At 57.5% G+C, this 24800-nt stretch carries 25 protein-coding genes; 17 read left to right on the forward strand and 8 right to left on the reverse strand.

The genetic code is table 11. From position 1 onward, the window contains the following. Nucleotides 1–45 precede the first annotated feature (45 nt). The 4 genes from ACR0JB_RS14425 (at nt 46) to ACR0JB_RS14440 (ending at nt 2921) form a co-directional block, all read left to right on the forward strand. The gene (locus tag ACR0JB_RS14425; RefSeq protein WP_170399381.1) at nt 46–1395 is read left to right on the forward strand and encodes a mechanosensitive ion channel family protein; all 1350 of its coding nucleotides are present in this window, start codon (nt 46–48) and stop codon (nt 1393–1395) included. A 164-nt stretch (nt 1396–1559) separates the two neighbouring features. Continuing rightward, nucleotides 1560–1919, forward strand: coding sequence for a ribosome silencing factor (rsfS, locus tag ACR0JB_RS14430; RefSeq protein WP_058276550.1), 360 nt, complete (start codon nt 1560–1562; stop codon nt 1917–1919). Between the two features lie 44 nt (nt 1920–1963). Then, complete coding sequence (gene rlmH / locus ACR0JB_RS14435) at nt 1964–2434, forward strand: 23S rRNA (pseudouridine(1915)-N(3))-methyltransferase RlmH (RefSeq protein ID WP_170507639.1); 471 nt, start codon at nt 1964–1966, stop codon at nt 2432–2434. A gap of 1 nt (nt 2435) precedes the next feature. Next, a complete protein-coding gene (locus tag ACR0JB_RS14440; protein ID WP_170507637.1) occupies nt 2436–2921 on the forward strand; it encodes a flavodoxin family protein in 486 nt (161 codons plus the stop codon). Between the two features lie 3 nt (nt 2922–2924). Here ACR0JB_RS14440 and ACR0JB_RS14445 read toward each other — a convergent pair whose 3' ends face one another. After that, nucleotides 2925–3272: a hypothetical protein gene (locus ACR0JB_RS14445; RefSeq protein ID WP_170507634.1), complete on the reverse strand. Its 348-nt coding sequence runs from the start codon at nt 3270–3272 to the stop codon at nt 2925–2927. Between the two features lie 35 nt (nt 3273–3307). After that, entirely contained in the window at nt 3308–4018 is a 711-nt protein-coding gene (locus ACR0JB_RS14450; protein WP_480790014.1) for a DUF599 domain-containing protein, read from the reverse strand. A gap of 82 nt (nt 4019–4100) precedes the next feature. Here ACR0JB_RS14450 and ACR0JB_RS14455 point away from each other — a divergent pair, with 82 nt between their 5' ends. From ACR0JB_RS14455 to ACR0JB_RS14480, 6 genes are all read left to right on the forward strand, one after another. Next, nucleotides 4101–5549 (forward strand): FAD-linked oxidase C-terminal domain-containing protein, encoded by a 1449-nt coding sequence (locus tag ACR0JB_RS14455; RefSeq protein ID WP_170578482.1) that lies wholly within the window; start codon nt 4101–4103, stop codon nt 5547–5549. A gap of 25 nt (nt 5550–5574) precedes the next feature. Beyond that, a complete protein-coding gene (locus ACR0JB_RS14460) occupies nt 5575–6675 on the forward strand; it encodes an FAD-binding protein (RefSeq protein ID WP_480790015.1) in 1101 nt (366 codons plus the stop codon). 4 nt (nt 6676–6679) lie between these two features. Then, complete coding sequence (gene glcF / locus ACR0JB_RS14465; protein ID WP_170399394.1) at nt 6680–7996, forward strand: glycolate oxidase subunit GlcF; 1317 nt, start codon at nt 6680–6682, stop codon at nt 7994–7996. A gap of 118 nt (nt 7997–8114) precedes the next feature. Beyond that, nucleotides 8115–8906, forward strand: coding sequence for a trypsin-like serine peptidase (locus ACR0JB_RS14470; protein WP_226689697.1), 792 nt, complete (start codon nt 8115–8117; stop codon nt 8904–8906). After that, nucleotides 8903–9718, forward strand: coding sequence for a trypsin-like serine peptidase (locus ACR0JB_RS14475; protein WP_170399397.1), 816 nt, complete (start codon nt 8903–8905; stop codon nt 9716–9718). Before ACR0JB_RS14470 ends, ACR0JB_RS14475 begins: the two co-directional genes overlap by 4 nt. Nucleotides 9719–9840: 122 nt before the next feature. Further along, nucleotides 9841–10308, forward strand: coding sequence for an Hsp20 family protein (locus ACR0JB_RS14480; protein ID WP_170399401.1), 468 nt, complete (start codon nt 9841–9843; stop codon nt 10306–10308). A 246-nt stretch (nt 10309–10554) separates the two neighbouring features. Here the strand turns inward: ACR0JB_RS14480 and ACR0JB_RS14485 are convergent, their stop codons facing one another. The 3 genes from ACR0JB_RS14485 to ACR0JB_RS14495 form a co-directional block, all read right to left on the reverse strand. After that, entirely contained in the window at nt 10555–11619 is a 1065-nt protein-coding gene (locus ACR0JB_RS14485; protein WP_480790016.1) for an SGNH/GDSL hydrolase family protein, read from the reverse strand. Nucleotides 11620–11918: 299 nt separating this feature from the next. After that, nucleotides 11919–12071 (reverse strand): hypothetical protein, encoded by a 153-nt coding sequence (locus ACR0JB_RS14490; protein ID WP_170399303.1) that lies wholly within the window; start codon nt 12069–12071, stop codon nt 11919–11921. Between the two features lie 43 nt (nt 12072–12114). Then, on the reverse strand, nt 12115–13590 hold the full coding sequence (locus ACR0JB_RS14495) for an NAD-dependent succinate-semialdehyde dehydrogenase (protein WP_170399407.1): 1476 nt from the start codon (nt 13588–13590) through the stop codon (nt 12115–12117). 249 nt (nt 13591–13839) lie between these two features. Here ACR0JB_RS14495 and ACR0JB_RS14500 point away from each other — a divergent pair, with 249 nt between their 5' ends. The 7 genes from ACR0JB_RS14500 (at nt 13840) to ACR0JB_RS14530 (ending at nt 21182) form a co-directional block, all read left to right on the forward strand. Beyond that, a complete protein-coding gene (locus tag ACR0JB_RS14500) occupies nt 13840–14919 on the forward strand; it encodes a coiled-coil domain-containing protein (protein WP_170399410.1) in 1080 nt (359 codons plus the stop codon). 270 nt (nt 14920–15189) lie between these two features. After that, nucleotides 15190–16308: a hypothetical protein gene (locus tag ACR0JB_RS14505; protein WP_480790017.1), complete on the forward strand. Its 1119-nt coding sequence runs from the start codon at nt 15190–15192 to the stop codon at nt 16306–16308. Nucleotides 16309–16364: 56 nt separating this feature from the next. Further along, nucleotides 16365–18299: an AAA family ATPase gene (locus ACR0JB_RS14510; RefSeq protein ID WP_170399416.1), complete on the forward strand. Its 1935-nt coding sequence runs from the start codon at nt 16365–16367 to the stop codon at nt 18297–18299. Beyond that, a complete protein-coding gene (locus tag ACR0JB_RS14515; RefSeq protein ID WP_170399419.1) occupies nt 18296–18922 on the forward strand; it encodes a hypothetical protein in 627 nt (208 codons plus the stop codon). Before ACR0JB_RS14510 ends, ACR0JB_RS14515 begins: the two co-directional genes overlap by 4 nt. Beyond that, the gene (locus tag ACR0JB_RS14520) at nt 18919–20256 is read left to right on the forward strand and encodes a DUF6638 family protein (protein WP_480790018.1); all 1338 of its coding nucleotides are present in this window, start codon (nt 18919–18921) and stop codon (nt 20254–20256) included. The genes ACR0JB_RS14515 and ACR0JB_RS14520 overlap by 4 nt, the downstream gene beginning before the upstream one ends. Then, nucleotides 20257–20523, forward strand: a complete 267-nt coding sequence (locus ACR0JB_RS14525) for a hypothetical protein (RefSeq protein ID WP_170361871.1) — start codon at nt 20257–20259, stop codon at nt 20521–20523. Nucleotides 20524–20534: 11 nt separating this feature from the next. After that, complete coding sequence (locus ACR0JB_RS14530; protein WP_480706103.1) at nt 20535–21182, forward strand: DUF1523 family protein; 648 nt, start codon at nt 20535–20537, stop codon at nt 21180–21182. A 41-nt stretch (nt 21183–21223) separates the two neighbouring features. Here the strand turns inward: ACR0JB_RS14530 and ACR0JB_RS14535 are convergent, their stop codons facing one another. The 3 genes from ACR0JB_RS14535 to flgK are packed head-to-tail and all read right to left on the reverse strand — an operon-like array spanning nt 21224 to nt 24776. After that, nucleotides 21224–22318: a flagellar basal body P-ring protein FlgI gene (locus ACR0JB_RS14535; RefSeq protein ID WP_480790019.1), complete on the reverse strand. Its 1095-nt coding sequence runs from the start codon at nt 22316–22318 to the stop codon at nt 21224–21226. After that, entirely contained in the window at nt 22315–23325 is a 1011-nt protein-coding gene (locus tag ACR0JB_RS14540; RefSeq protein WP_226689702.1) for a flagellin, read from the reverse strand. Before ACR0JB_RS14540 ends, ACR0JB_RS14535 begins: the two co-directional genes overlap by 4 nt. After that, the gene (gene flgK / locus ACR0JB_RS14545; RefSeq protein WP_170507620.1) at nt 23325–24776 is read right to left on the reverse strand and encodes a flagellar hook-associated protein FlgK; all 1452 of its coding nucleotides are present in this window, start codon (nt 24774–24776) and stop codon (nt 23325–23327) included. Before flgK ends, ACR0JB_RS14540 begins: the two co-directional genes overlap by 1 nt. Between the last annotated feature and the right edge of the window lie 24 nt (nt 24777–24800).

The raw sequence follows: 24800 nt of genomic DNA on the forward strand, positions 1-24800 counted from the left end.
GGTGTCAGACTTGCATCATTGTGCAACGCTGTCCAAGCTGGAACCATGAATCAGGACCTGATCCCCAGCTCGCTGTCGGACCTTTATGAAAACATGGTCGCGGGCTTTTCCGTGCAATTCGAAAACCTTGTCGAACTGATTGTCACCCCCGGTTGGCGACAGCACCAGTTGGTCATCATTGTTGTTCTTTGGGGGGTAGCCTTCCTTTTGAAATTGGCAACGCAAGGCCGGTGGGAGACCTGGGCTCGGTCCCGCTCGGGCTGGCCGAAATGGCGGCTGCGTACATTGGTGCAGTTAATGCAGCGCCTGACGCTGGTTTATTTCGTGGTGATGTCCTGGGCGTTGTATCTGTTGATGCAGCAAGTCACCTGGCCGTCGCGCAGTTACATTATCGGCGTGTTTGCGACTTTGGCCTTGGCGTGGCTGGCCATTGCCCTGGTGGCGCGGCTGGTGCGCAACCGGACCCTGCGGCGGATATTCAAATGGGCCATGTGGGTCTATGCAACGCTGATTGCGCTGAATCTGACCGACGATGTGGCCGATTTTCTGGACGGGGTAGCGATTTCCATTGGCGATCTGCACATCTCGGCGCTGGGGATCATCAAGGCGGTTCTGCTGATCGGTATTTTGCTGACGCTGGCCCGTATTGGCACCCGCGCGGCTGAGCGGGGGCTGATGAACAATGACGACATCACCCCATCCATGCAGGTGTTGTTGGCCAAGGGCATTCAGGTGCTGCTGTATGGCGCTGTCTTTCTGGCAGCCATCCGCACGCTTGGGTTTGACCTGACCGGTATTGCGCTGCTGTCCGGTGCGATTGGTGTGGGGATCGGGTTCGGGTTGCAAAAGGTGGTGTCCAACCTGATATCCGGGATCATCATCCTGATGGACCGGTCAATCAAGCCGGGCGACGTGATCTCTTTGGGCGACACGTTCGGCTGGATCAATGCGCTGGGCGCGCGTTATGTCTCGGTCGTGACGCGGGACGGGCGGGAATACCTGATTCCGAACGAGGATCTGATCACCAATCAGGTGGTGAACTGGTCGCATTCCGACAAATTCGTGCGATTGGACCTGGAGTTCGGCACCAGCTACGACGACGACCCGCATAATGTCCGTGCAACGGCCATCGGTGCGGTCAAATCCGTGACGCGCGTGTTAAGTGGCGGTAAGCACGAGCCGGTCTGCCACATCACCGGGTTTGGTGACAGCAGCGTGGATTACGTCCTGCGGTTCTGGATTAGTGACCCGACCAAGGGCCTGACCAATATCCGCGGCAATGTCTATCTGGCCCTGTGGGATGCGTTTAAATCCAAAGGTATTTCCATCCCCTTCCCCCAGCGCGAGGTTCGGTTGTTGTCCGACGCAGCCACGCAACAGGTCGCCAAAGAGTGATCCCCTGTGCGCCCCGCATAACGGCGTTTCATTGAAATGTTGCATTCCCCTTGTTACCTTATTAGTACCCCGGCGCCGGGGTTTTACGGCGCGCAGCAAAGGAGGACTATGTTCTGTCTCTACATACCCAGGCGGGTTTGCCCGCCGATGACCGGGCCAATGTAATGGCTCACTCTCAGTCAATCAGCGACAAGCTGCTTGAACGTATCCTTTCCTCACTTTCCGATGACAAGGCCGAAGATGTCGTGCAGATCAACCTGCAAGGCAAGTCCTCGGTTGCGGATCACATGGTGATTGCCTCGGGTCGGTCGACCCGTCAGGTCTCGGCCATGGCGGAAAAGTTGACGGATCGCATCAAGCAGGAATTCGGTTTCACCTCGAAGGTCGAAGGCAAGGATGCCGGCGACTGGGTGCTGATCGATACGGGCGACGTAATCGTCCATATCTTCCGCCCCGAAGTGCGTGAATTCTATCAGCTGGAAAAGATGTGGCTGCCCCAGGGCGGCAGCGCCTCGGCCAACTGAGGCGCCATCCCGGCCTGCATTAACAGGCCGGCGGCGAGAGAAATATGCGTATAAGCATTTGTGCGGTCGGGCGATTGCGTGCCGGACCGGAGAAGACCCTGCTTGACGATTACCTGTCCCGATTTGACCGGACCGGCCGCAGCTTAGGCCTTGGTCCTGCACGTGTGATCGAGGTCGAAGACAAGAAAAACGCAGGCATGGGGGCCGAAGGTGCGCTGCTGCGCAAGGCACTGCCCAAGGGGGCTGTGATCTGCACCCTGGACGAACGCGGGCGGGTGATGTCCTCGCCGGATTTTGCCAAGAAACTGGGCGGATGGCGCGATGCCGGGCGTCAGGATTTGGCGCTGATCATTGGCGGGGCGGACGGAATAGACCCTAATCTGCGGGACGAGGCCGATTTTTCCATCTCATTCGGGTCAATGGTCTGGCCCCATATGCTGGTCCGTGTGATGCTGGCCGAGCAACTATACCGGGCTGCAACCATCCTGTCGGGCGGCCCTTACCACCGGGTCTGACATGGCGCAGCTTTTGATCGTCTACCATTCGCGCACCGGCGGAGCCCGGCAAATGGCCAAAGCCGCAGCTGAGGCAGCGCAGGATGAGGCCGAAACCATCCTGAAACCCGCCGATCAGACCGGACCGGACGATCTCCTGCGCGCCGATGGCTACCTGTTCTGCGCGCCCGAGAATCTGGCCGCGATTTCGGGTTTGATGAAAGAGTTTTTCGACCGCAGCTATTATCCCGTACTGGGCAAGATCGAAGGCCGTCCCTATGCCCAGATGGTGTGCGCCGGGTCCGATGGCGAGAACGCCGCGCGCCAAATCGCCCGGATCGCAACCGGCTGGCGGTTGAAAGAGGTGCAACCACCGCTGATCATCTGCACCCACGCGCAATCGCCCGCGGCGATTTTGGCGGAAAAGACTGTTCCAGATGATCAGCTGGACCAATGTCGCGAGATTGGTGCCGCTTTGGCTGCGGGCCTGACCTTGGGCGTGTTCTGAGCCTCAGTTCAGATCAACGACCGTAGTGTCTTCGTTCCAACCATCGACATTGCAGCGTGCCTGAATCTGTACCTGCGTGATACCACCGGGAATGACCACGCCGCGCAGCGACCGGGTAAATGGCTGCTCATTCTCATGCGGATGGTGCAGCACGCGCATGCCCAGTTCGTTGCCGTCCATATCCAGCACGCGCCAACCATCGGCGTAGTGATCCCAGCCGGTATCGGGATGGCGGATCGTCACGTCGAATCGCCATGTATCGCCGCTCTGACGGGCTGAGACATTCTCAATCACCGACGGATCGGCAAGGGCAGGGCTGGCCAGAAAGGCACTGAGAATCAGGTATCGCATGCGCTGACCATAGGGTGTGCGACGCACCCGCGTCATCACGAACCTGTGTTGGGCGGCAGGTCCATCAGGATCGATCGTGAATGCGAGGCAAATTCCCGCCGGTACAAAACCCCAAAGGTGACGGTGGTGCCGATGATCAGGGCAACCGGCCCCAATATCCATGTCACCGAGGCCAGCGCAAAATAGGTCGCCCGAAGGGCACGGTTGAAGCTGCGTGCGGCGGTGACGCAGATCTCGGCGGCTTGCGCGGCGCGGGGATAGGCCTGCGGGTCTTCGGGGTCATTGGGAACGGCGGCCATCAGCACACCACAATAGCCGAACAGGCGATGCGCCCAGACATATTTCAGAAACGCGTTGGACAGAAATGCCAGTACGATCAAAATCTTGATCTCCCAGACCAAGGCCGGGGCGCTGCCTATGGCCAGATCCTGCGCCACCCCGGCCAGACGTTCGGTATTGCCCAGCAAGGCCAGCCCGCCGCCAATGGCAATCATCGTGGTCGAGGCGAAAAACGTGCTGCCCTGCCGCATGGTGCCAACCATCTGCGCATCAAACATGCGCGGTTGGCGCGTTACCATCTCGTGCATCCAGTTGCGGCGAAAATCATCCATCATCATCGTGACGGAATTCTTGCGCGGTGAGGGATTGTCGATCCGCCAGCCGATCCATTGCCACGCACAAAACAGCAGCACAATGGCCGCATAGTCGAGCGGTGAAAACACAAGGGCACGTTCAATCCAGATCATGATCGCGACACTACGCGCGGCCAAGAGAACTTGCCAGATATAGAAATTGGTAATATTAATTTACCAAACCGGAGGGCTCGCTATGGACATGCCAACGCCAAACCCAGATATTCTGCGCCGCAGGGACGCCGTTTTGCAGCAATTGCTTGAGGTTTTGCCCCAAGATGCCGTGATCCATGATGCTGCTGAAACCCTTGCGTATGAATGCGATGCGCTGACGGCGTATAAATGTCCTCCGATGCTGGCGGTGTTGCCGGCGACCACGCAACAGGTCTCGGACGTGTTGCGCATCTGCCATGCCGAAGGCGTGCCGGTGGTGCCGCGCGGTTCGGGCACGTCTCTGGCGGGCGGGGCATTGCCGACGGCGGATTGCGTCATTCTGGGCATCGCCCGCATGAACGAGGTGTTGGAGACCGACTATGACAATCGCTTTATCCGCGTTCAGACCGGCCGCACCAATCTGAGCGTGACCGGGGCCGTTGAGGAAGAGGATTTCTTCTACGCCCCCGATCCTTCGTCACAACTGGCCTGCGCCATCGCGGGCAATGTCGCGATGAATTCCGGCGGAGCGCATTGCCTGAAATACGGTGTGACGACCAACAACTTGCTGGGCGTGACCATGGTTTTGATGGACGGCAGTGTGGTTGAGATCGGCGGCGCGCATCTGGATGCAGGTGGATTGGACCTGCTTGGGGTGATTTGCGGCTCGGAAGGGCAATTGGGTGTCGTGACCGAAGCAACGCTTCGCATACTGCGCAAACCCGAGGGCGCCCGGCCGGTTCTGATTGGTTTCGACGACAACGAAGTCGCCGGGCATTGTGTCTCGGATATTATCAAATCGGGCATTCTGCCCGTCGCGATCGAGTTTATGGACACGCTGTGCATCAGGGCTTGTGAGAATTTTGCCAAAGCAGGCTATCCCGATTGCACGGCGCTGCTGATCATCGAGGTCGAAGGGTCCGAGGCCGAGATCGACTATCAGCTGTCGAAGATCGTCGAGATTGCCAAACGCCATAACCCGGTGGAAATTCGCGAAAGCCAATCGCCCGAGGAAAGCGCCAAGATTTGGCTGGGCCGGAAATCGGCCTTTGGGGCCATGGGGCAGATGAACGACTATATGTGTCTGGACGGTACGATCCCGGTCTCGTCCCTGCCCGAAGTGTTGCGCCGGATCGGCGAGATGAGCCAAGACTACGGCCTGCCCGTCGGTAATGTGTTTCATGCGGGTGATGGAAACATGCACCCTCTGATCTTGTTCGACGCCAACAAACCCGGCGATCTTGAGAAATGCGAGGCGTTTGGCGCCGACATTCTGCGGCTATGCGTCGATGTAGGCGGCTGCCTGACGGGTGAACACGGGGTAGGCGTGGAAAAGAGGGATTTGATGACACATCAATACGCGCCGCAAGACCTGGAAGCACAGATGGCGATCAAGGATGTGTTTGATCCGAAATGGTTGCTGAACCCCGCCAAAGTGTTCCCTCTGAACGCGTCAGCATCCCGGCGCGATGTGCGTCTGGCTGCAAAATAATAGGCTCTAACACAAAAGATATGCGATGAAACCCAAGACGGAAACCGAACTGGCCGAGATGGTGGCCGGACTGAGCCATCCGGTGCGTATTGCCGGTGGTGGCACCCGTGGTATTGGCGGGCCAAACGCAACCATTCAAACCGTGGGCTTAAGCGGCATAAACTTGTATGAACCCGGCGCGCTGACCCTTGTGGCGCAGGCCGGTACACCCTTGGCCGAAATTGAGGCCGCTCTGGAAGCAGAAGGCCAGCAATTGCCGTTTGAGCCTATGGATCATCGTGGTCTGCTGGGCACGGGCGGAGAGCCCACCATCGGCGGTGTCGTGGCGGCCAATATCTCGGGCCCACGGCGTATTCAAGCCGGGGCCTGCCGGGATTTCCTGCTGGGTGTGCGGTATGTAGATGGCAATGGGCAGGTGATCAAGAACGGTGGCCGGGTGATGAAAAACGTCACCGGATACGATCTGGTCAAACTGATGGCAGGTTCCTGGGGCACGTTGGGGATTTTAACCGAAGTGTCACTGAAAGTGCTGCCAAAGCCCGAATCCACTGCGACCTTGGCTGTACAGGTCTCGGATGCTGAAGACGCAGTGCAAGCCATGTCCGCAGCGCTGAAATCTCCATTTGAGGTCAACGGGGCCGCGTATGACCCTCAAGATGGGCGCACCTATTTGCGGATCGAGGGGTTTTCCGATTCGGTGTCCTATCGCTTGGGCCAGCTGAGATCAGTATTGACCAGATTTGGTGAGGTCACAGAAATCCCGGATCCTGCGGACCTGTGGCAAGGTTTGCGTGATGTTAAGCCGTTTCAGGGTCTAGACGGCGACGTCTGGCGGATTTCGGTCAAGCCAAGCGACGCGCCCGATGTTTCGATGCATCTGGCAGCGGACCAGCTTCTGTTCGATTGTGGCGGGGGATTGATCTGGGCGCGGGTCTCACAAGGAACCGATCTGCGCGCACGTTTGGGTGCATTTGACGGCCACGCAACACTGGTACGGGCTGGAGCAGATACAATAGAAACATTGGGTCAATTTCACCCTGAACCTGCCGAAGTTAAGGCTCTAACACGGGGATTAAGACAGCGTTTTGATCCACGCGGCCTCTTCAATCCGGGCCTGATGGGATAAATTGATGCAGACGACATTTACCGAAGAACAGCTAAAGGACCCGGCGACCCAGCGCGCGAATGAAATTCTGCGCAGCTGTGTACATTGCGGGTTCTGTACTGCCACCTGCCCCACCTATCAGGTACTGGGCGACGAACTCGACAGCCCGCGCGGACGTATCTATCTGATCAAGGACATGCTTGAGAATGAGCGTGTGCCGGATGAAAAAACGGTACGGCACATCGATCGTTGTCTGTCCTGCCTGGCTTGTATGACAACTTGTCCGTCCGGCGTGCATTACATGCATCTGGTTGATCACGCGCGGGACTATATCGAACAGAATTACAATCGCCCCTTCAGTGATCGTGCGCTGCGCTGGATACTGGCGCAAATTCTGCCCTACCCGACACGATTCCGATGGGCGCTACTTGGGGCGAAACTGGGCCGCCCGTTTCGCTTCCTCATGCCGGATGCGCGGCTGCGGGCGATGTTGGATATGGCGCCCAAGCATATCCCTCCGGTCAGCCGAAATGACGACCCGCAAAGCTTTGTGTCCAAGGGACCGCGCAAGAAACGCGTGGCTTTGATGACGGGCTGTGCGCAAAAGGCGCTGAACACCGATATCAACGACGCAACCATTCGCCTGCTGACCCGGTTGGGGTGTGAGGTTGTGGTTGCCAAAGGAGCCGGGTGCTGTGGCGCGCTGACCCATCACATGGGCAAGACCGGCGACAGTCACAAAGCGGCCCAAGCCAATATAAAGGCCTGGACGGCCGAGATGGATGGCGGTGGGTTGGACGCCATTGTTATCAACACCTCGGGTTGCGGCACGACGGTCAAGGATTACGGGCACATGTTCCGAAACGATCCGCTGGCGGAAGGCGCCGCGCGGGTGGCGGATATCGCGATGGATGTCAGCGAATTGCTGATGCTTCTGGACCTTCCCGAAGGTACGAACCAGAACTTGACTGTTGCCTATCACGCGGCATGTTCTCTGCAGCATGGGCAACAGATCAAAACTCATCCCAAGACTTTGTTGAAAAAGGCTGGATTCACCGTATTAGAGCCTGCTGACAGCCATTTGTGCTGTGGCAGCGCTGGTACGTATAACCTGATGCAGCCGGAAATCTCGGGCCAGTTGAAGCAGCGCAAAGTGAAAACGCTTGAGGCCAAGAAGCCCGACATGATCGCGGCGGGCAATATTGGTTGCATGATGCAAATCGGCTCGGGCACAGATATTCCGGTTTTGCACACGGTTGAATTGTTGGACTGGGCCACCGGTGGCCCCAAACCACGGGCCTTGCAACCGGGTGATGGGGCACAGATTCCGATCCTCAGATAAGCCTGGTTGATGCAGCGGCGCATCAGTTTTCGGACGAAACCAAACCCGGCACGGCTGCCCTATTTTCGCCCCACCACGACCGTAGGAAGGTGATCCAACAGCAACGCCGGAGAACCGCTTGCAAAACTGGATCAGGGCTTTAGCGCTGGCATTGATGCCGATAGCGGCCGCGGCGCAGGATAGTGGGCTAAAAAGCCTGGATACCACCGATGCCGGGCGGGCGTGGATGGCCGTTGGCCGTCTGGATATAAACGGATCGGGGTTTTGCACGGGTACGCTGATCTCACCTACTTTGGTGCTGACCGCCGCGCATTGCCTGTACGACAAAACAACCGGTCAGCGGATCGATCTGTCCGGGGTCGAGTTTTTGGCCGCGTGGCGTCTGGGCCGCGCGTCCGCCTATCGTGCGGCGCGGCAGGCGGTGGTGCATCCGGACTATCGCTATGACAACGAAACTTCGACGGCACGGTTGCGAAATGACATTGCACTGATCGAGCTGTGGCAACCCATTCGCAACACCACTGTGATCCCGTTTGAAACCGGCGATCGCCCCCGTCGTGGGGAAGAGGTGGGCGTTGTCTCGTACGGGCAGGACAGGGCCGAAGCCCCGGCGCTGCAAGAGGTCTGCTCGGTCATGACCCGCCGATCAGAAGTTCTGGTGATGTCCTGCGATGTCGAGTTCGGCTCTTCGGGCGCGCCGGTATTTTCCTTTGAGGGTGACCGCCCGCGCATCGTGTCCGTGGTGGCTGCCAAGGCCGAGTTGAATGGCCAGCGCGTTGCCGTCGGTACCCCGGTCGAAGGGTCGCTGCGCCTGTTGCAAGCTGAACTGTCGGCTGGGCGCGGGTTTCTGGCTGCGACCCCTGAGGGTACATCCAAAAGAAACATTGGCGCGAGGTTCATCAAGCCATGATACGAATTCTGCTGGGCACATTGTTATGCTTGTTTGTCTTGTCGACTGCATCCCATGCGCAAACCGCAAAACGCAAGCTGGAGGATCGTGACGACCTTTATGGCTGGGAGGCGGTGGGCCGTCTGGATATCGGCAATAAGGGCTTTTGCACCGGCACGCTGATTGCACGGGATCTGGTTCTGACGGCGGCTCATTGTGCGTTGGATAAGGCCACCGGCCGGCCCTATAAACCCGGAGAAGTGACGTTTCGTGCCGGATTGAGCAACGGTAATTCTCTGGCCGACCGCAAAGTCATCCAGATCGCCACCCATCCGGATTTTGTGGCCAATGCGCCGGTCTCGGCGCCGCGTGTTCGCATCGATGTGGCGCTGATGCGCCTGGATGCCCTGGTCCCGCATGGCGTCGCCGATCCGTTTGCGTTGTACGAGGGACGGATCAACGACAACGAGATCAGCGTTGCATCCTACGGGCAAGGCCGATCCGAGGCGATTACGCGCCAGCGTTCGTGCAGCATCCTTCAACGCGGTCGCGGGCTGATCAGCTTTGACTGTGACGTAACCTTTGGGTCTTCGGGGTCGGCCATTCTGGCAAAAAAGGGACCGCGCTGGCAGATTCTGTCGGTCGTTTCCGCGGGTGGTTTTGATGGTCGGCGCAAGGTTGGATATGGCATGGAACTGTCTGGGATCGTTTCTGATTTGAAAGCTGACCTGCGCCGAGATGCACCCCAGCCCAAGGCCAAGATCCGCCGGTTGCAGGTGGGGTCGGACAAGTCCAGTTCCGGTGCCAAATTCATCTCATCCGACGGGTCTTGAACTCGTTCAAAATGCTCCCCATGTGAATTGTACCGGGTCGCCGTGAACGGGGCCTGGCATACTCAATCGCCCGTCCGAACGGAGGGCAAATCGTAGATCGCTCAGATATGAGGATATGACACATGCGTACTTTTGATTTTGCACCGCTGCACCGCGCAACCATTGGTTTCGACCAGATCGCAGACATGATGGACCGCGTTCTGACCAATGACGTGGCTCAGCCCAGCTATCCGCCATACAACATCGAAAAAACCGATGCCGACACCTATCGCATCTCGGTCGCTGTCGCCGGTTTTTCGGAAAATGACCTGTCGGTTGAAGTGAAGGAAAACGCGCTGATCGTCGCTGGCAAGAAAGCTGCCGAGGATAAAGAGCGCAGCTATCTGCACCGTGGTATTGCCACCCGCGCGTTCGAGCGCCGCTTTGCGCTGGCCGACCACGTGCGCGTCACCGGCGCGAACCACGAAAACGGCATGCTGAACATCGACCTGAAGCGCGAGGTGCCCGAGGCCCTGAAACCGCGCCGGATCGAGATCGCTTCGGCCAATGCTATTGAAAAAGACGTGGTCGACGCCAAAGCCGTGAACTAAGGCGATTGACCCTCACGCCGCGGCGATCTCCTCCTCTCTGGATCGTCGCACCATGCGCCCCGCGTTCCTCCAGACGCGGGGCGTTGTTTTTAGGAAGCTGAAACCGTTAGTCACGCACAGTGAATTCGCCGCAGATTTTACGCATCCTAACGGCTGCTTACCTCGCCCCAAAATTCTTGTGTTTTCAATGCTTCAAGCAATAACCTTGCGCGTTCCTCATTTCCTTCGGCGTCGAAGTGTACATCATCAAGGAATAGCTCTGGCCTCGAGTTCAGAGCAGCAAGTTCTACTACAAGTACTCCGAATGTATTGCCCAATTCTCTTACGATCTGATTGTTTTCTTCGACTTGTGAGGCGAGTGCATTCGTTGAATGCGGCCCGTTCTTCAGGTGTTGGTGCGATAACTTGTACCCGCAGAAGACCGCTGACGAACTTTTCTGGCTGGAATGCCATGGTTGCCAAGACAACCCTGGCACCTTGCGTTTGGGCCATAGCGATCATTGACGCTGTATTGGCGCGATAGGTTTCATTGTTCGCAGGGTTATCTAGGTTGATGATAAGTTCTTTAAGGTTCGGCCGGTTTTCGTAGCGGTTCTGACCATAACCAGGATGCTCTTCATAGCGTTTCCATCCAAATGAACTTGGTCTTATGGAAACCACAAGCAATGCTAACCTGGACACTTTGAATACGCGCTTCAAGGAGACATTGGTATGAAGAAAACTATAGTTTGAAGTTCTGAGATGAGAGTAGTCCGGTTTAAAATTATTGAATGCCTGTGCAAACAACTCATTTCTGCCTTGAAAAAGAATGACGATATCTGGGTCGAGTGGAAGAACGCGGGTTTGAAGGTTGATTAGGTTTTCCGTCGAGACCCAGCCGGGAACACCAGCATTTACAACTTCGAACCCACGAGTGTCGGCGTTCAGCAGAGCTCCAAGTTGTGCCGGGTACGATTGGGTGTAATCGTTCACATGAGATCCGTAGGTGGTGGACCCTCCAATCGCCACGATCCTCGTGATGCCGGTCGGTTTCTCAGGGGCGATTTCCTCACCCCTAAACCCCAGAGAATTGTGGCGATTCGTATCGGTCTTGTAGCTAGGCGCAGGGATATACGGCAAGTAAGTGTGACTGGCCAGCCGCCCGCGGACCTCACCGCTATCCATAAAATATGATTTTTTGGTTTCGGTCCAAAAATAACTCACATAAAGCCGAGCAAAGACCTCTAAGACCAATAAACAGACGAGGCATATGGCTAGTAATTGTAAGAACCTAACTGCTAATGAGTCTGCCCCTGTGTTGTGGAGCTTCATTTAACATCCTCCAGACGTCGTTTGTCGTACTGGGAACAAGTAAACGTACTAAACGGGCCTAGTTTAGAAAAAAAATTTTGCTACGGCAAACTGCTACATTTCAAAAGCTTCCACAGTGCCCCGCGTTACTTGGATTTGGCTGCATGCAGCTCTTTCCAATTCATTGATATAGCAGCACATTGACGTTGATGTGTTTCTACTTTGAAAGGAAAAAGTGCCCTGCTCGCACGTTAAAATTTTTTTCAACAGTTTGGCCCCGTGCGTGTCCACACGGGGTTTTTCTTGAACATTAGTTTTGATCACTTCCCAGCTATCACCGATCCAATCGACCAGAACACCGTTTCGCCCGAGGTATCGTCTACCCTGTCGTAGTCGGCTATCACGAAAGCTCCGCCTGAGGGTGCGATAGCCAGACCTTCGATCTCTTCCAGTACGAACCACCGGTCGGCCATAGAATTTCTTGGCCCTGGCGGTCAGCATCTGGGCCTTTTCAGATCAGACCGACATGCAGATGTATTTCATCTCAAGATAGTCTTCCATGCCGTGATGGCTGCCTTCGCGCCCCAGGCCGGATTGTTTGACGCCGCCGAACGGGCCCAGCTCGGTCGAGATAATGCCGGTGTTCACGCCCACGATGCCGTATTCCAGCGCCTCGGCCACTTTGTAGACGCGGCTCAGGTCCTTGGCATAGAAATAGGAAGCCAGACCAAAGATCGTGTCATTGGCCATGGCGATGACATCATCCTCGTCCTCGAACTTGAACAGAGGGGCCAGCGGGCCAAAGGTCTCCTCTTGCGCGACCTTCATGTCCTGCGTCACGCCAGTGACGATGGTGGGCTGAAAGAAGGTACCGCCCAGATCGTGTGGCAGGCCGCCGGTCAGGATAACGCCGCCTTTTTCCGTGGCATCGGCGATGTGTTCGCGCACCTTGGCGACGGCCTCGTCACTGATCAGCGGGCCGGTGGTGATGCCCTGATTCAGGCCGTCGCCGACTTGCAGGGCCTCGGTTGCGGCCTTCAGCTTGGCTGCGAATTCGTCATAAACACCGGCCTGAACATAGATGCGGTTGGCGCAGACACAGGTCTGGCCGTTGTTGCGGAACTTGCACATCATCGCCCCTTCGACGGCCGCATCCAGATCGGCGTCGTCGAACACGATGAAGGGTGCATTACCGCCCAGCTCCATCGAGCATTTCATGACCTGATCGGCGGCCTGACGCAGCAAGATGCGGCCCACCTCGGTCGAGCCTGTAAAGGTCAGCTTCCGCACGCCGGGATTTTCGCAGAATTCCTTGCCGATCTCGCTGGCCTGGGACGAGGGCACGACGTTGAACACGCCGGCAGGCACGCCCGCCTGTTCCGCCAGCAGTGCCAGCACCAGCGCCGACAATGGGGTTTCCGTGGCCGGACGGGCCACAAAGGCGCAACCTGCGGCCAGCGCTGGGGCCGCCTTGCGTGTGATCATCGCGTTGGGGAAATTCCACGGGGTGATCGAAGCCGCCACACCGATGGGCTGTTTCAGCACCGTGATCCGCTTGTCGCGCTGATGGCCGGGAATGGTTTCGCCGTAAACACGCTTGGCCTCTTCGCCGAAGAATTCGATGAACGAGGCACCATAGGCGATTTCACCCACGGCTTCGGCCAGCGGTTTACCTTGCTCGGCGGTCAGGATCTTGCCCAGATCCTCGGCGTTTTCCATCATAAGGTCGAACCAGCGGCGCAGGATCACCGCACGTTCTTTGCCGGTCAGCTTGGCCCATTCTTTTTGCGCTGCCTCGGCCTGCGCGATGGCGCCTGCCACCTGCGCCCGGCTGACATCGGCAACCTCGGCCACCACGTCGCCGCGGGCCGGGTTGGTCACCGCAAGGGTGCCATTGTCGCCATCCACCCACTGACCGCCAATATAGGCTTTGGTCACCAGCAGGTCAGGGTTTTTCAGAAGGGATTTCAGATCGGTTGTCGCGTCCAGCATGGGTCAGCCTCCGGCAGAAAATGGGTTCAACGCACCCAATCAGGTGGGGTCCGGAATGTCTATGTCCACTATCGCCAGCGGGTCAATCCAGATTTGATCAAATAACCTTCAGTTCAAGGCTGTGCTTCACGCCTATCTTTTTCAGGCTGAGTTTGTCAAAGTCTGGAGGAATTTTGGACCCAGGGGGATGTAAACACCCGTAACATTCCCTATCTTATTAGTTAAATAAAGAAAAAAGGGATAGCAGAGATGTCGAACCACCAATTTGATGCTTTGATCGAAGAGACTCAGGCGAAAGTCCGTGAAAGCCAATCACAGATTGAGGGGCTGACATCACGTATCGAAGCTGCCCGTGCCAAGATCGGCACCACCGAGGCGGATATCGACATCGAAAATGCAACGCTTGAAGACGTGCATGCCCATACCGAGGTGATGAACGCCAATATCGCTGAGCTGATCATGGGTCTGGACGATGTGACCAACGCGTTTTCCAAGGATTTCGACGAAATGCGATCGAAAACCGGGTGGGAATCGTTTGTCGGAATCTTCGCCAAAGCCAAATCCGAGTCGATGCGGCAGGAGCGAATGCGCACCGCCAATATCGACGACAAGCTGCAGGACCTGATCGCCAAATCCGACGTGATCGTCAAGCTGCTGGAAGGGCAGTTGTCGGTGTTGGAGGAGCAGCGGGTAAAGGTTGAGGACAACCTAACCGGCACGCTGGACGACCGTGAGGCGACCGTGGCCGAACTGGAAGCCTTGCGCGCCGAGATTCAGGGCATGGATCCGACGATCATCACGTTGGAGAACAAGATCAGCGTCGAACAGGACGCCGCCGCGCGGACCCAGCTGGAAACCGAACTGGCTGAGATGAACAAGCAATACAACGCCAAGGTTCAGGAAGAGCAGGTCAAGCTGGCCAAGTCCCAGACGCTTGAGCGCTATATCGAAAAGGGCAAGACCTGGGTCGATTCACTGCAGAACCAGGCGGCGACGCAGATGGTGCTGATCAACAAGCTGCAAACAGACACGCAACAGCGCGTGGTGCTGTATGACGCCCTGACCAAATCGCTGAAAACAGCGCAGCAGCAGGACGTGGCCCACCGCATCAACGAGATCGGCGTGCAGACGGACCAAGAGGCGCAAACCGCCATGGCCGCCATCGGCACAGCGACCAACCAGAAGATGGCCGACATGCTTGAGGCGCATGAGGATCACATGGTTTTTGCCCGCGACGTGCTGGAGAAAAAGGCCAAGGCAGACGAACGCTTTGCCCGCCGATTTGCCTCGATTGTCGAGAAGCATGATAAGAATTTGTATGGCGGATGAGACAGTCTAGTAGTCGTAAAACCGGAGATATCTGGCTTACTCTCGTTCTAATAGCCTCACCGTTCATAGCATTTGGTCTGGCTTACATACTTCTTTCACTTGAAGCTTTCCCGAGATTGGCAAACCTTCTTACTTTGTTTGTGTTTACCGTTGGCCCGATTTGTTTGGTGATTGGGTTATTGGCCCTCATCTTGTACCTAATTTGGCTTATCCTCAATCTGCCCTCTCGTCTAAAGCAGCGGGGAATGAGACAAAGCGATCCTTCTGCCGATGACTGACCCCACTCAAGACCATGTCGGCCTGACCGACACCTTTGCCTCGCGCCGCTATTTCCGCAAATTCGAGGTGATCACCGTCCACCTTCTGCGCGTGGCTGCGACGATGGAGGCTGAGGGCGCGATCAGCAAGCAAGAGGTGCGGATCGTGTCGCGCTACCTCTCGGGGCTGCTCTACACTTTCCGCGCGCTCAGCATGAAGTACTTGCTGGTTGGGCGCGATACGGGTCGGTTCTTTGGCAGCCTCGCCATGGACAAGCGCGACAGCGGGTTTCCGGTGGCGGCGGAATTGCTGACCATGGCCAATGACGCGCAGCAGGCGCAAGTGCATCTGGCGAATATGCCCTCGGAAGACGATCTGAAAACCGACATGGTCCGCACTATCATCGGTGATCAGGAAATCCCCACCAAGCTGCAATTCGCGCTGTCCCAAAGGCTCTATTACGAGGAATTGCTGAAAGGTCAGCTGTTCTGGTCCCGCAACGATCCTGAATGTCACTGGATCGGGAATGAGGGCGAGCGGCGTAAGTTCATGATCCACTGGGCGGTCTATGACAGCCAGATCAACCTGCCGGTCATCTATCTAATGCAGTTGGAGGACAGTGGCAAAACCGCCCTGCCGAAGGATCAGCGTCGCTGGCCCGAAGTTCAGGCGCATCTGATGGCACAGTCTTTGGGTGGATTGAAACTGGTGACCATCGCCAAAGGTTTCGATCAGGACTTCGACGACCTGCACCCCAAACACCTGCGCCGCATCCACGTGGGCCCGATGTATTCCTCGGCCTATACCGAGCAATCCGGGCCACTGCGGCAGGTGCTGGAAGACGCGCAGGCGCCCGAAGGTCAGGACTGGGCGCTGGCCTGGACCACTGAAGAATTGGAGAGCGAAGACGTGATCGAAGAACGCGCCGGGTGGTTTTCCACCGTCGAACGCGAGGTGTTCGCTTTGGACCCGTTCGGCGGGCAGGGGGCCGAGACCGGTGCCACAAGCACGCAGCGATCCATCATCCTGCCCCAGCGCCCGTTCCAGGTGCTGGCCGAGCGCAACCCGCCGGGATTTGCCGACGTGCGCAAGTTCGTCGTTAGCAAGACCGGGCAGGTGTTGAGATATTGAGGATTTCGCCTTCGGCGAGAGTATTTTTGAAAAGATGAAGCAATGGCGGTTTTGAGATGAGTTTGACGTCTGATCAGATGGAATTGCGCGAGGCGGATATACGCAAACATTATCCGGCGGCGACCGCCTTGCTGAATGGGTTTGAACACGCGCCGCGGATTGCGAAGGCGGTTGATGCGACGGTCGAGCGTTCACCGGGTGTGTCCACGGGGCGGCGGTTTCGGTCCACGACCCCTGGTCTAGTGACAAGGCGTACTGTGCGGGCCGACGGGGTGCATCTGGTTGAACGGATCGAAGCTTCGGATGATGGCGATGCGCTGGTCTCACCGCCGCAGGCCACTACGCAGCAGGCAATCCGCCGTGCGGTTGCCATTGCTCTGGCGGTGGCTGAAGCCTATGCCGAACAGACACCGCTGGCAGACCTGAAACGCGCGAACCTTGCGGGCGATCTGCCCGCCGCGCGCAAGACCGAGTTTTCGGAATTGCTGACGGCAGAGGCGCTGATCACCTCGCATACTTTCGGCAATGCCTTGGCCTATCTGATGTCCTCGCATCTTGGCGAAACCACTGCTGATATTGGTGAGATCGAAGAGGTCTTGACCGACAACGGTCAACTTGCCCTGCATGGTGCATTGTGGGAACTGGACCAGATGCTGGCCAAACATGCCCCTGACGATGCCTATCTGATCGCGGCCACCAGCGCCTATGCCGAACAGCTAATGGAAAAAGCCGCCCTGCGCGCGCAATCTGCTGGTCATCTGGCCCCGTTCCACAACGCCGCCTGGCATATCGAGGCCGATGATCTGACGATCCGAGGGTTTGAACCCGCCTCGAAGGCCAAATCCACCACCCTGACCATGACGTTCAAGAAACCGAACGAGGTGGTTGGCAACCACATCGCCAAGTATCAGGCGATGAAGCTGGCGAAGATGGTGATGGCCTATGACTTCGACCGCCGCCTGAACCCGTTTGCCGAACTGGGTGGGTTCATCTTTACTTTCATGGGGGATGGCAAACCGGGCACCGGCAAGACCACTCTGATCCAGATGATGGCCGGGCTGATCAATGACTACTGCCAGAACGCGGGCTATCCGTTCCGCTATCAGAACCTGAGCACCGACAATATCGACAGCTATCAGGGGAAATCCGGCCAGAACGCCAAGGCCTTCATCAACACGATCATCGACCCCTCGGTCATCGGGTTTGGCACCATCGACGATATCGACCAGCTGGCGGGCAAGCGCGGCGACCGGCAATCGTCAGCTGGGCAACTGGAAATTACCGCCGTATTGATGGAGAGCTTTGCCGGCGCCAACACCGTTGTACGCGGTAACTGCACTTTCGGCATGTTCTCGAACTACCCCGAGAATGTGGACGACGCCCTGCGTCAGCGGGCGGGTGCGCGGTTTCTGGTGGACGGGCCGCAGACGCGCGAGGATTACATCGACATCCTGCACCTGCTGATGGGCCGCAATCATGACATCCCGCTGGGCGAGCACGAAGCCTATGCCGCGCAGGAGATCAAGAAGGCCGTCGCCGCCAGTTTCGAAAGCCACTCTCGCCCGCATGAGGCCGCCTTGCTGCAGGTCTATGACCGGGTGTCCAGCGATATCGGCCAGATGGACACGATCGCCAAGCTGGGCACCTACCTCAAGGCGATCCAGCAGGCGGATGAGCGTTTCACCGGTCGCGCGATCAAGAACATCACCGATGCGGTCAAGGTCCGCGCGATGGATTTCGAACTGCCCGACGAATGGATGGAAAACCCCGACCTGTTCCTGTTCCGCGACTACGACACCAAGAAGGCGATGATTGAGGACCTACGCCAGCCGATCACGGTCGAGATGGTGATCCAGGAAATCAACCGCTATGCCGACAGCGAGTTCCGCTATGCCGACAAGAGCGACGAGGTCGCCATCGAAAACGCCGTCCGCGAGATGGGCCGGATGGAAGAGGCCAAGCGGCGGTATCTGGAGGGGAAAGGCAGATGAGTGCTGAAGCTTGGGCTGCGTTGGCTAACACTGTTATGGCGGGCGCTGCCGTTGCGGCAGCAATAGCCGCATTTCGAGGCTTGAGCACTTGGAAAAACCAAAACATCTGGACAGCCGACTCTGATCTGGCACGCCGCATCATGATTGCAACATACCGATACCGCGATGCGCTTTATTCGGTTCGCCACCCCGCTATGTCGAATTCTGAATTGCGGATCGACGAGGCTGAAGCTGACGGATTGCCAGATGCAGAACTACGTCGGCGGGGAGTTATCAACGCTTACGCAAAACGTTGGGAACGCCACTCGGAAAAACGAAACGAACTCGATGCTTTGTTGCTAGAGGCAGATGCAGTCTGGGGAGAAGAATTGTCCAAACTCTTTGAACCTCTAAAGACACTTGAACATGAGCTATTTGTTTACATTAAGCTTTTTCTGGACGCTAATTACTACGGGGATACTGAATTAGCGAAGTCCTATCGAGAAATCTTAGGAGAGAAACGCGATATCCTTTATGACCGCTTGGATGATGAAAAGGATGTATACCGGCAAGATTTTTTGAAGGCTTTGAAGCCAGTTGAGGTATTCGTTCGAGGAAAACTGGGCAGAGAGCAAGTGTCATGATCCGCCTCATCGAAAAAGGCCTGATGTTCGGCAACCTCGTCCACATCTCCAGCCCGGCTCTGGTCGAGCGATATAACCGCGCTTTGCAGCATCTGGCGGGCAAGACCACGGCACTGACGGATTTCCATGTCGATATCTCGGGCTATTCGCCGGAGGTTGGGATTGAGTTGGACGACCCGCTTTACCTCAACCCCAACGGGGTCAACCGGCAGTTCATCCTGCTGACGACCGAGCAGAAACGCGCGCCCCTGTTGAACGTCAAATTCTCGACCTCGCGCGATATTCTGCGCGAATTCATCGAGATGAACGAGGCGCAGCTGTTTGCCCTGACCGCCACAGATGCGGTGGCCGGAGAGCTGGTGAACTCGGTCATCAAACTCAGCACGCCGCGTGACCTACTGAACATCAAAAAGATCGAGATCGAGGCCGACACTGCAGGCGGCACCCTGCGCAAAGCACAGCAACTGGCGGGCATGGTCGAGCGCTTCAAAACCGAAGAAGACGCCTGGTTCGACGATGTGCTGATCGCGAAGATGATCGAGACGGCCAAGGAAACCGGTGACGTCACCCGCAACCCCGTTCGCCTGCGCCACACCGCGTTTGAGCAACGCAACTTCTGGACGGCGCATTTCGGCGGGCTCTATCTGTTTCCTGATCTGGACCACCCGGCGGCGATCTGTATGGGCAAAAAGCCCGAGGATCTGAAGATCAAATACACGTTCGAGCCGTCGCAGCGAAATCAGATCGCCAAGTTTCTTGACTTTAACGACTTGGTCGAACCAATCGTCAAAGCGCGGGGTGTGGATGCCGCTGCGATCCTGCAGCAAAAGATGGATTTCCTGACCGTCGACGCGGCGGCGGATGCAGGTGTTGACCTGACGGGGCTGGATCGCAGCGATATGCGACGGCTGGCCCGCAATCACGCAGACCGCCTGCCCGAGGCTTATCACGGTTTGGGCCAATTACTGCGCTGGGCGAAGGATGGTGGTCCGTGGCCGCGCATCACCTCGGACCATCCGGCCTATTTCTACACCTTGCGGGCCACCGATACGCCGAACCGTGATCTGGTGAACATGCTGCTGGCTGAGCTGGCCCCGCTGGACCCGCGCCAAATGTTCATCTGCCACAAAGAACTCTTTTACAACACCTATGCCGGTTGGTCCGAGACCAAGAAAGCCTATGTTGCCGACTTTCTTGCGCGCGAGTATCAGGTGGACAAGGCGGGCGCCCGCGCTGCGCTGTTCGGACATGAACCGGACATGAGCGGCAGTGACCGGATTAGCGATGACATCATCGCACGCGTTGGTCCCTGGGGTGCAGTTGGGAGGAATTGAATGCTTGTCGCAATCCGTTTTCTAATTCCACTGCTGATCGTTCTGACCGTGATCTATGTCGGGCTGTCGATCTACTCCCGCCTCGTCCGTCGGCGTAAGTTGATCGCGCATTGGGAAAAAAAAGGGCTGCACGGTGATCGAGAGGCTTTTCTCGAGCGGGGAATGCGGCAATATGACAAATCGTTCCGCAAGAAACTGCTGCTGGGTGTCTATGTCATCCCGCTTGGGGCCATTGCCCTGCTAATCTATATTACTAATTTTAAATGAGGGCCGGATAGATGGTCTATGTCAAATGGGTATTCATCATCGTGTTTTGGGGGCTTGTTGCCTCGGTGCTGGAATACACCTTGCCACAGCAAGATGTTGTGCGGATCGTAAAAACCGAGGTGCGGCGCGTCGATTTTGGTGAGAACTCGATCTTCTGGGCACAGCAGGATACAGGGCAAGAGGGCGCGCAGACCACCAACCGCGATGTGCGTTTTGTGGAGACCTTCCGCCCGAACGGGAAACCGCGCGTTTATCGCAATGAGGATACCGGCTGGGGCTGGCCGCCTTATTTCAAACTCGACAGTTCGAACCTACAGGCGGAACTGACCAATCTCGTGTCGACTGCGGATAACCCGCAATGGGTGGTTTTGCGCCATTATGGTTGGCGCAATCAGCTTATGTCGATCTTTCCCAATGTGGTCTCGGTGCGCCCGGTGGACAGCCCTGATGTGCGGCTGATCCCATGGTTCAACATCATCTTTCTGACGGTTTTCTTTGCCATCGTCTGGGCCATTTGGGTGCGCTGGCGCCGGTTCCGGCAACGCCGTATCGACCCGATGCTTGAGAATATGGAAGATGGGATTTATGCCGCCGGTGATGCGATCGAAGAAAAGCGCAACGGGTTCCGCCGCTGGCTTGATAGTTGGAAATCCAAGTGACGGCGGGTATCTGATCCCGCCATCTGCCCGGTGCTGTTTGCTTATCGGACCACAAATTCGGCGTGCAGCGCCCCGGCGGCCTTGATCGTTTTCAGTATGTCGATCATGTCGCGGGGCGACACGCCCAGCGCATTCAGCCCGGCCACAACCTCGGACAGGGTAGTTGCCTCGGGGATTTCGGCCAACCCGGTGCCCTCTTCTTCTTCGATACCGGCGAAAGTGCGGGGGACCACAACCGTTTCGCCGCGGGCAAAAGGGTTGGGCTGAACTGCGATGGGGGATTCCTCGACTGTCAGGGTTAGATTGCCTTGTGATACCGCGACCCGTGAAATCCGAACCTCTTGCCCCATGACGATGGTGCCCGAGCGCTGATCAACCACGACGCGCGCCTTGGATTCCGGCTCGACCAGAATGTTTTCGATCCGACCCAGCGCATGCGCGGTTGAAACCGACTGGGTTGCCGCAATGTTGAGTTCCACCGTACCGGAATCCCGCATAATCGCCACTGCGCGGTTGAATTCTGTGTTGATCGCATTCTCAATCCGGCTGGCGGTGGTGAAGTCCGGCTCGCGCAGGGCAAGGCGCATTTGCGTTAAGGTTGACAGGTCAAAATCGATCTCACGCTCAACCCGTGCGCCCGAGGGGATCACGCCGGAGGTCGGCACTCCCTGAACAACCGAAGCAGCCTCACCCTCAGCCACGGCGCCACCGGCCAGAACCGTGCCTTGCGCCACAGCATAGATTTGCCCATCGGCCGCGTTGAGCGGTGTCATGATCAGGGTGCCACCCAACAGGCTTTTGGAATCACCAATGGCCGACACCGTCACGTCGATCTGCCCGCCGACCCGCGCAAAAGGCGGCAGGCTGGTGGTCACCAACACAGCCGCTACGTTTTTAGGGCGAAAATCTTCGCCATTCACGTTGACGCCCAGCCGTTCCAGGATGTTCGACATAATCTCTTCGGTGAAGGGTGAATTGCGCAGCCCGTCGCCAGTTCCGTTCAGCCCGACAACCAGGCCATAGCCGACCAGATCATTGCCCCGTACCCCGTCAAAATCCACAAGATCCTTCAGGCGTATCGTGCCAGCGAACGCGATCCCGGGCAGCAACATCAGTAGGAAAACAAAAAGCTTCATCTTAGGAAATTCACCAGCGACAGGTTCGCATTGCGAACGGTGACGGAATACAGGCTCTCCAACTGGAACTGGACAGTCTGCAACTGTGCAGCGGTTTCATAGGGGTCCGCAGCGATCAACTTGTTCCTGCTGAATTCAAGGCTGGTCTGCGCGGCGCTGTTGCGCGTGGCCGCCTGTTCGATCCGAGCCTCTGCTGAACCGACCTGAGCGCGCAAGTTCACCACATCGTTCTGGGTGTTGGCCAGATCGACGCCCAACTGTGTAAACAGGGCAGTGCGCTGATCACGCGGCAAGTTCAGAGCATTGTCAGAGACCAACGCCGCAACGGCAATATCTCGTATCGCATCCTTGATCGCGGGGTCGGTGGCTGTGATCGGGATCGTGATGCTTTCATTCTCGGATATCTGCATCGGTGCCAACGCATTGCCCGAGCCCTGGTAGATCACCGCGTCAAACCCGGCGGGGTCGTTGAACCAGTCTTCTGCCGCCTGTCTGATATCCGCTGTTGTGACGTATCCGCTCAGCTCCGTTTCAAGTGCGTTCAACAACGTGTCGGTTGACGGCAGGGGGGAGACATCAGTGGCCGCGCCGGAATACAGGCTGCGTCCACCAGCGCGGGTGTTCAGCGCTGATATGATCGTATCCAACTCGTTCCGGGCCTGAACCGATGCATTTTCATGGCTGACCGCCTGGTTTGACGTGCCGAAGGACAAAAGGGAGGAGGTCAACTCGGTCACGGACTCGTTAATCGTGGTCAAGCTCAGCTGCATGGCATCCGTGAACAGCCCAGCCTCAGCCGTCGATATCTGATAGGCGTCTAGACGCGATAGGCTGCGGTCCAGATCCAGCAGATGGGAATAGTCACCATCCAGACGTCCCGACACATCCTGAACCTTGCCGGTCGACATCTCATAAGACAGGGTTTCGATTTCGTTTCTGAGTTCGGTCGAGCGGGTCCGCAATGTCATGCCCCGCGCCAGATCGCCAATAGACGTCAAATTCATCATCAGAGCCTCAACAAGGTTTGCATCAATTCATCCACTACCGAGATGACCCGCGCGTTCGCGGCATAGGCCTGCTCGATCTCCATCAGGTTCTGCAATTCCTGGTCGGTATCCACGCCCTGTTCCGCCTCGATTCTGGCCATTTCCAGCTGCGCGCTGTTGGCAAAGGTCAGGCGCTGGCTGGCGGAATGAGCGTCCGACCCGGTTCTGGACATCAGCGCATCGGTCAGGTCCGAGGCGCGCATGTCACCGGTGCCAAAGGGCGACCCCGCGACGGGCCGGGCATCGCTGAGAATGGCGCCAAAGGCTTGCAATTGCGTGGCATCGCCCGGATCGCCGGGGGCCACCGCACCAAGCCCGTCGCGCAAGCGCCAGCTGTCACCCCCAGTGTCGGGATCAACAATCGTGTTCAAGCTGATGCGCGAGGCCAGCCCCTCAGGCGCAGTGGCATCGAAGCGGTTGCCAGCATCCGTGAACAGACCGGGATCGGTAGGCAATGCGGTGGGGTCCAGACCGGGTGTTTCGAACCGTTCGATCATATCCCGCGCGACCGAGTCGAGATGAGCCTGTGCCTCAACCGCCAGCTCATCGCGGATTTCAAACTGCGCCATCAGCGCGCCGCCGCGTATCTGGGCGTTGTCTCCGCCGGTGCGCACCGGGTTTCCGTTCATCTCCAACCCCGACAGCTGCCCATTGCCCACCGTCATGTGGGGTTTGGTGTCGCCCGTGGTGGTAAAGGAAAATTCGGCAGCCGTGCCTTCCAGCAGGATCAGGCCACCGTCTGAGTACAGCGACACCTGATCGTTCGCACGCGGAACCGCGTTCACCGGCACCAGCTCATTCACCTGATCTATCAACACCTGCCGCTGGTCCAGCAGGGCACCAATATCGCCACCCGCATGTTTGACCGACGGAATTTTGGCGTTCAGCTTCTCGATATCCTTGAGGGTCTGGTTCAGGCTCTCTACCTGCTTTCCAATGGAGCGATCTGCGTCCGAGCGCAGCTGCCGAACGCCTTCGGACGCCGAATTGAGCGCGTTGGCCAGATCACGGCCCGCGCGGGCCACCTGATCCAGTCGCTCAGAAGAATCTGGCAGGCTGGCAGCGGTGATCAGGCTGCTGTCGAACTCGGCCAACCGATTGGCGAGCGATGTGGGATCGTCAACCGTGCCAACGACGCCCTCAACACTGGTGTGAAAGCTGGAAACTGCAAATTGGTAGGCCAGTTCCGCATCGGTGGTGCGACGGTTGGCGGTTAGAACCGGGTCCTGATTGCGAATAACCCCTACGGTGCGCACCCCGGTGCCCGAAATCACGTTTGTCGTCAGTTCCAGCGACCTGCGGGCATAGCCGGGCGTCCGCGCGTTGGCGATATTGTCCGACACGACCGAGGTGCCGCGGCTCGAGGCCGTCAGGCCGCTGACGGCGTTGTTGAATGCTGTCGACAAATTCATCAGACAGGCCCCCTTTCCGGGTCA

This window comes from Ruegeria sp. BI7 (assembly GCF_056537925.1).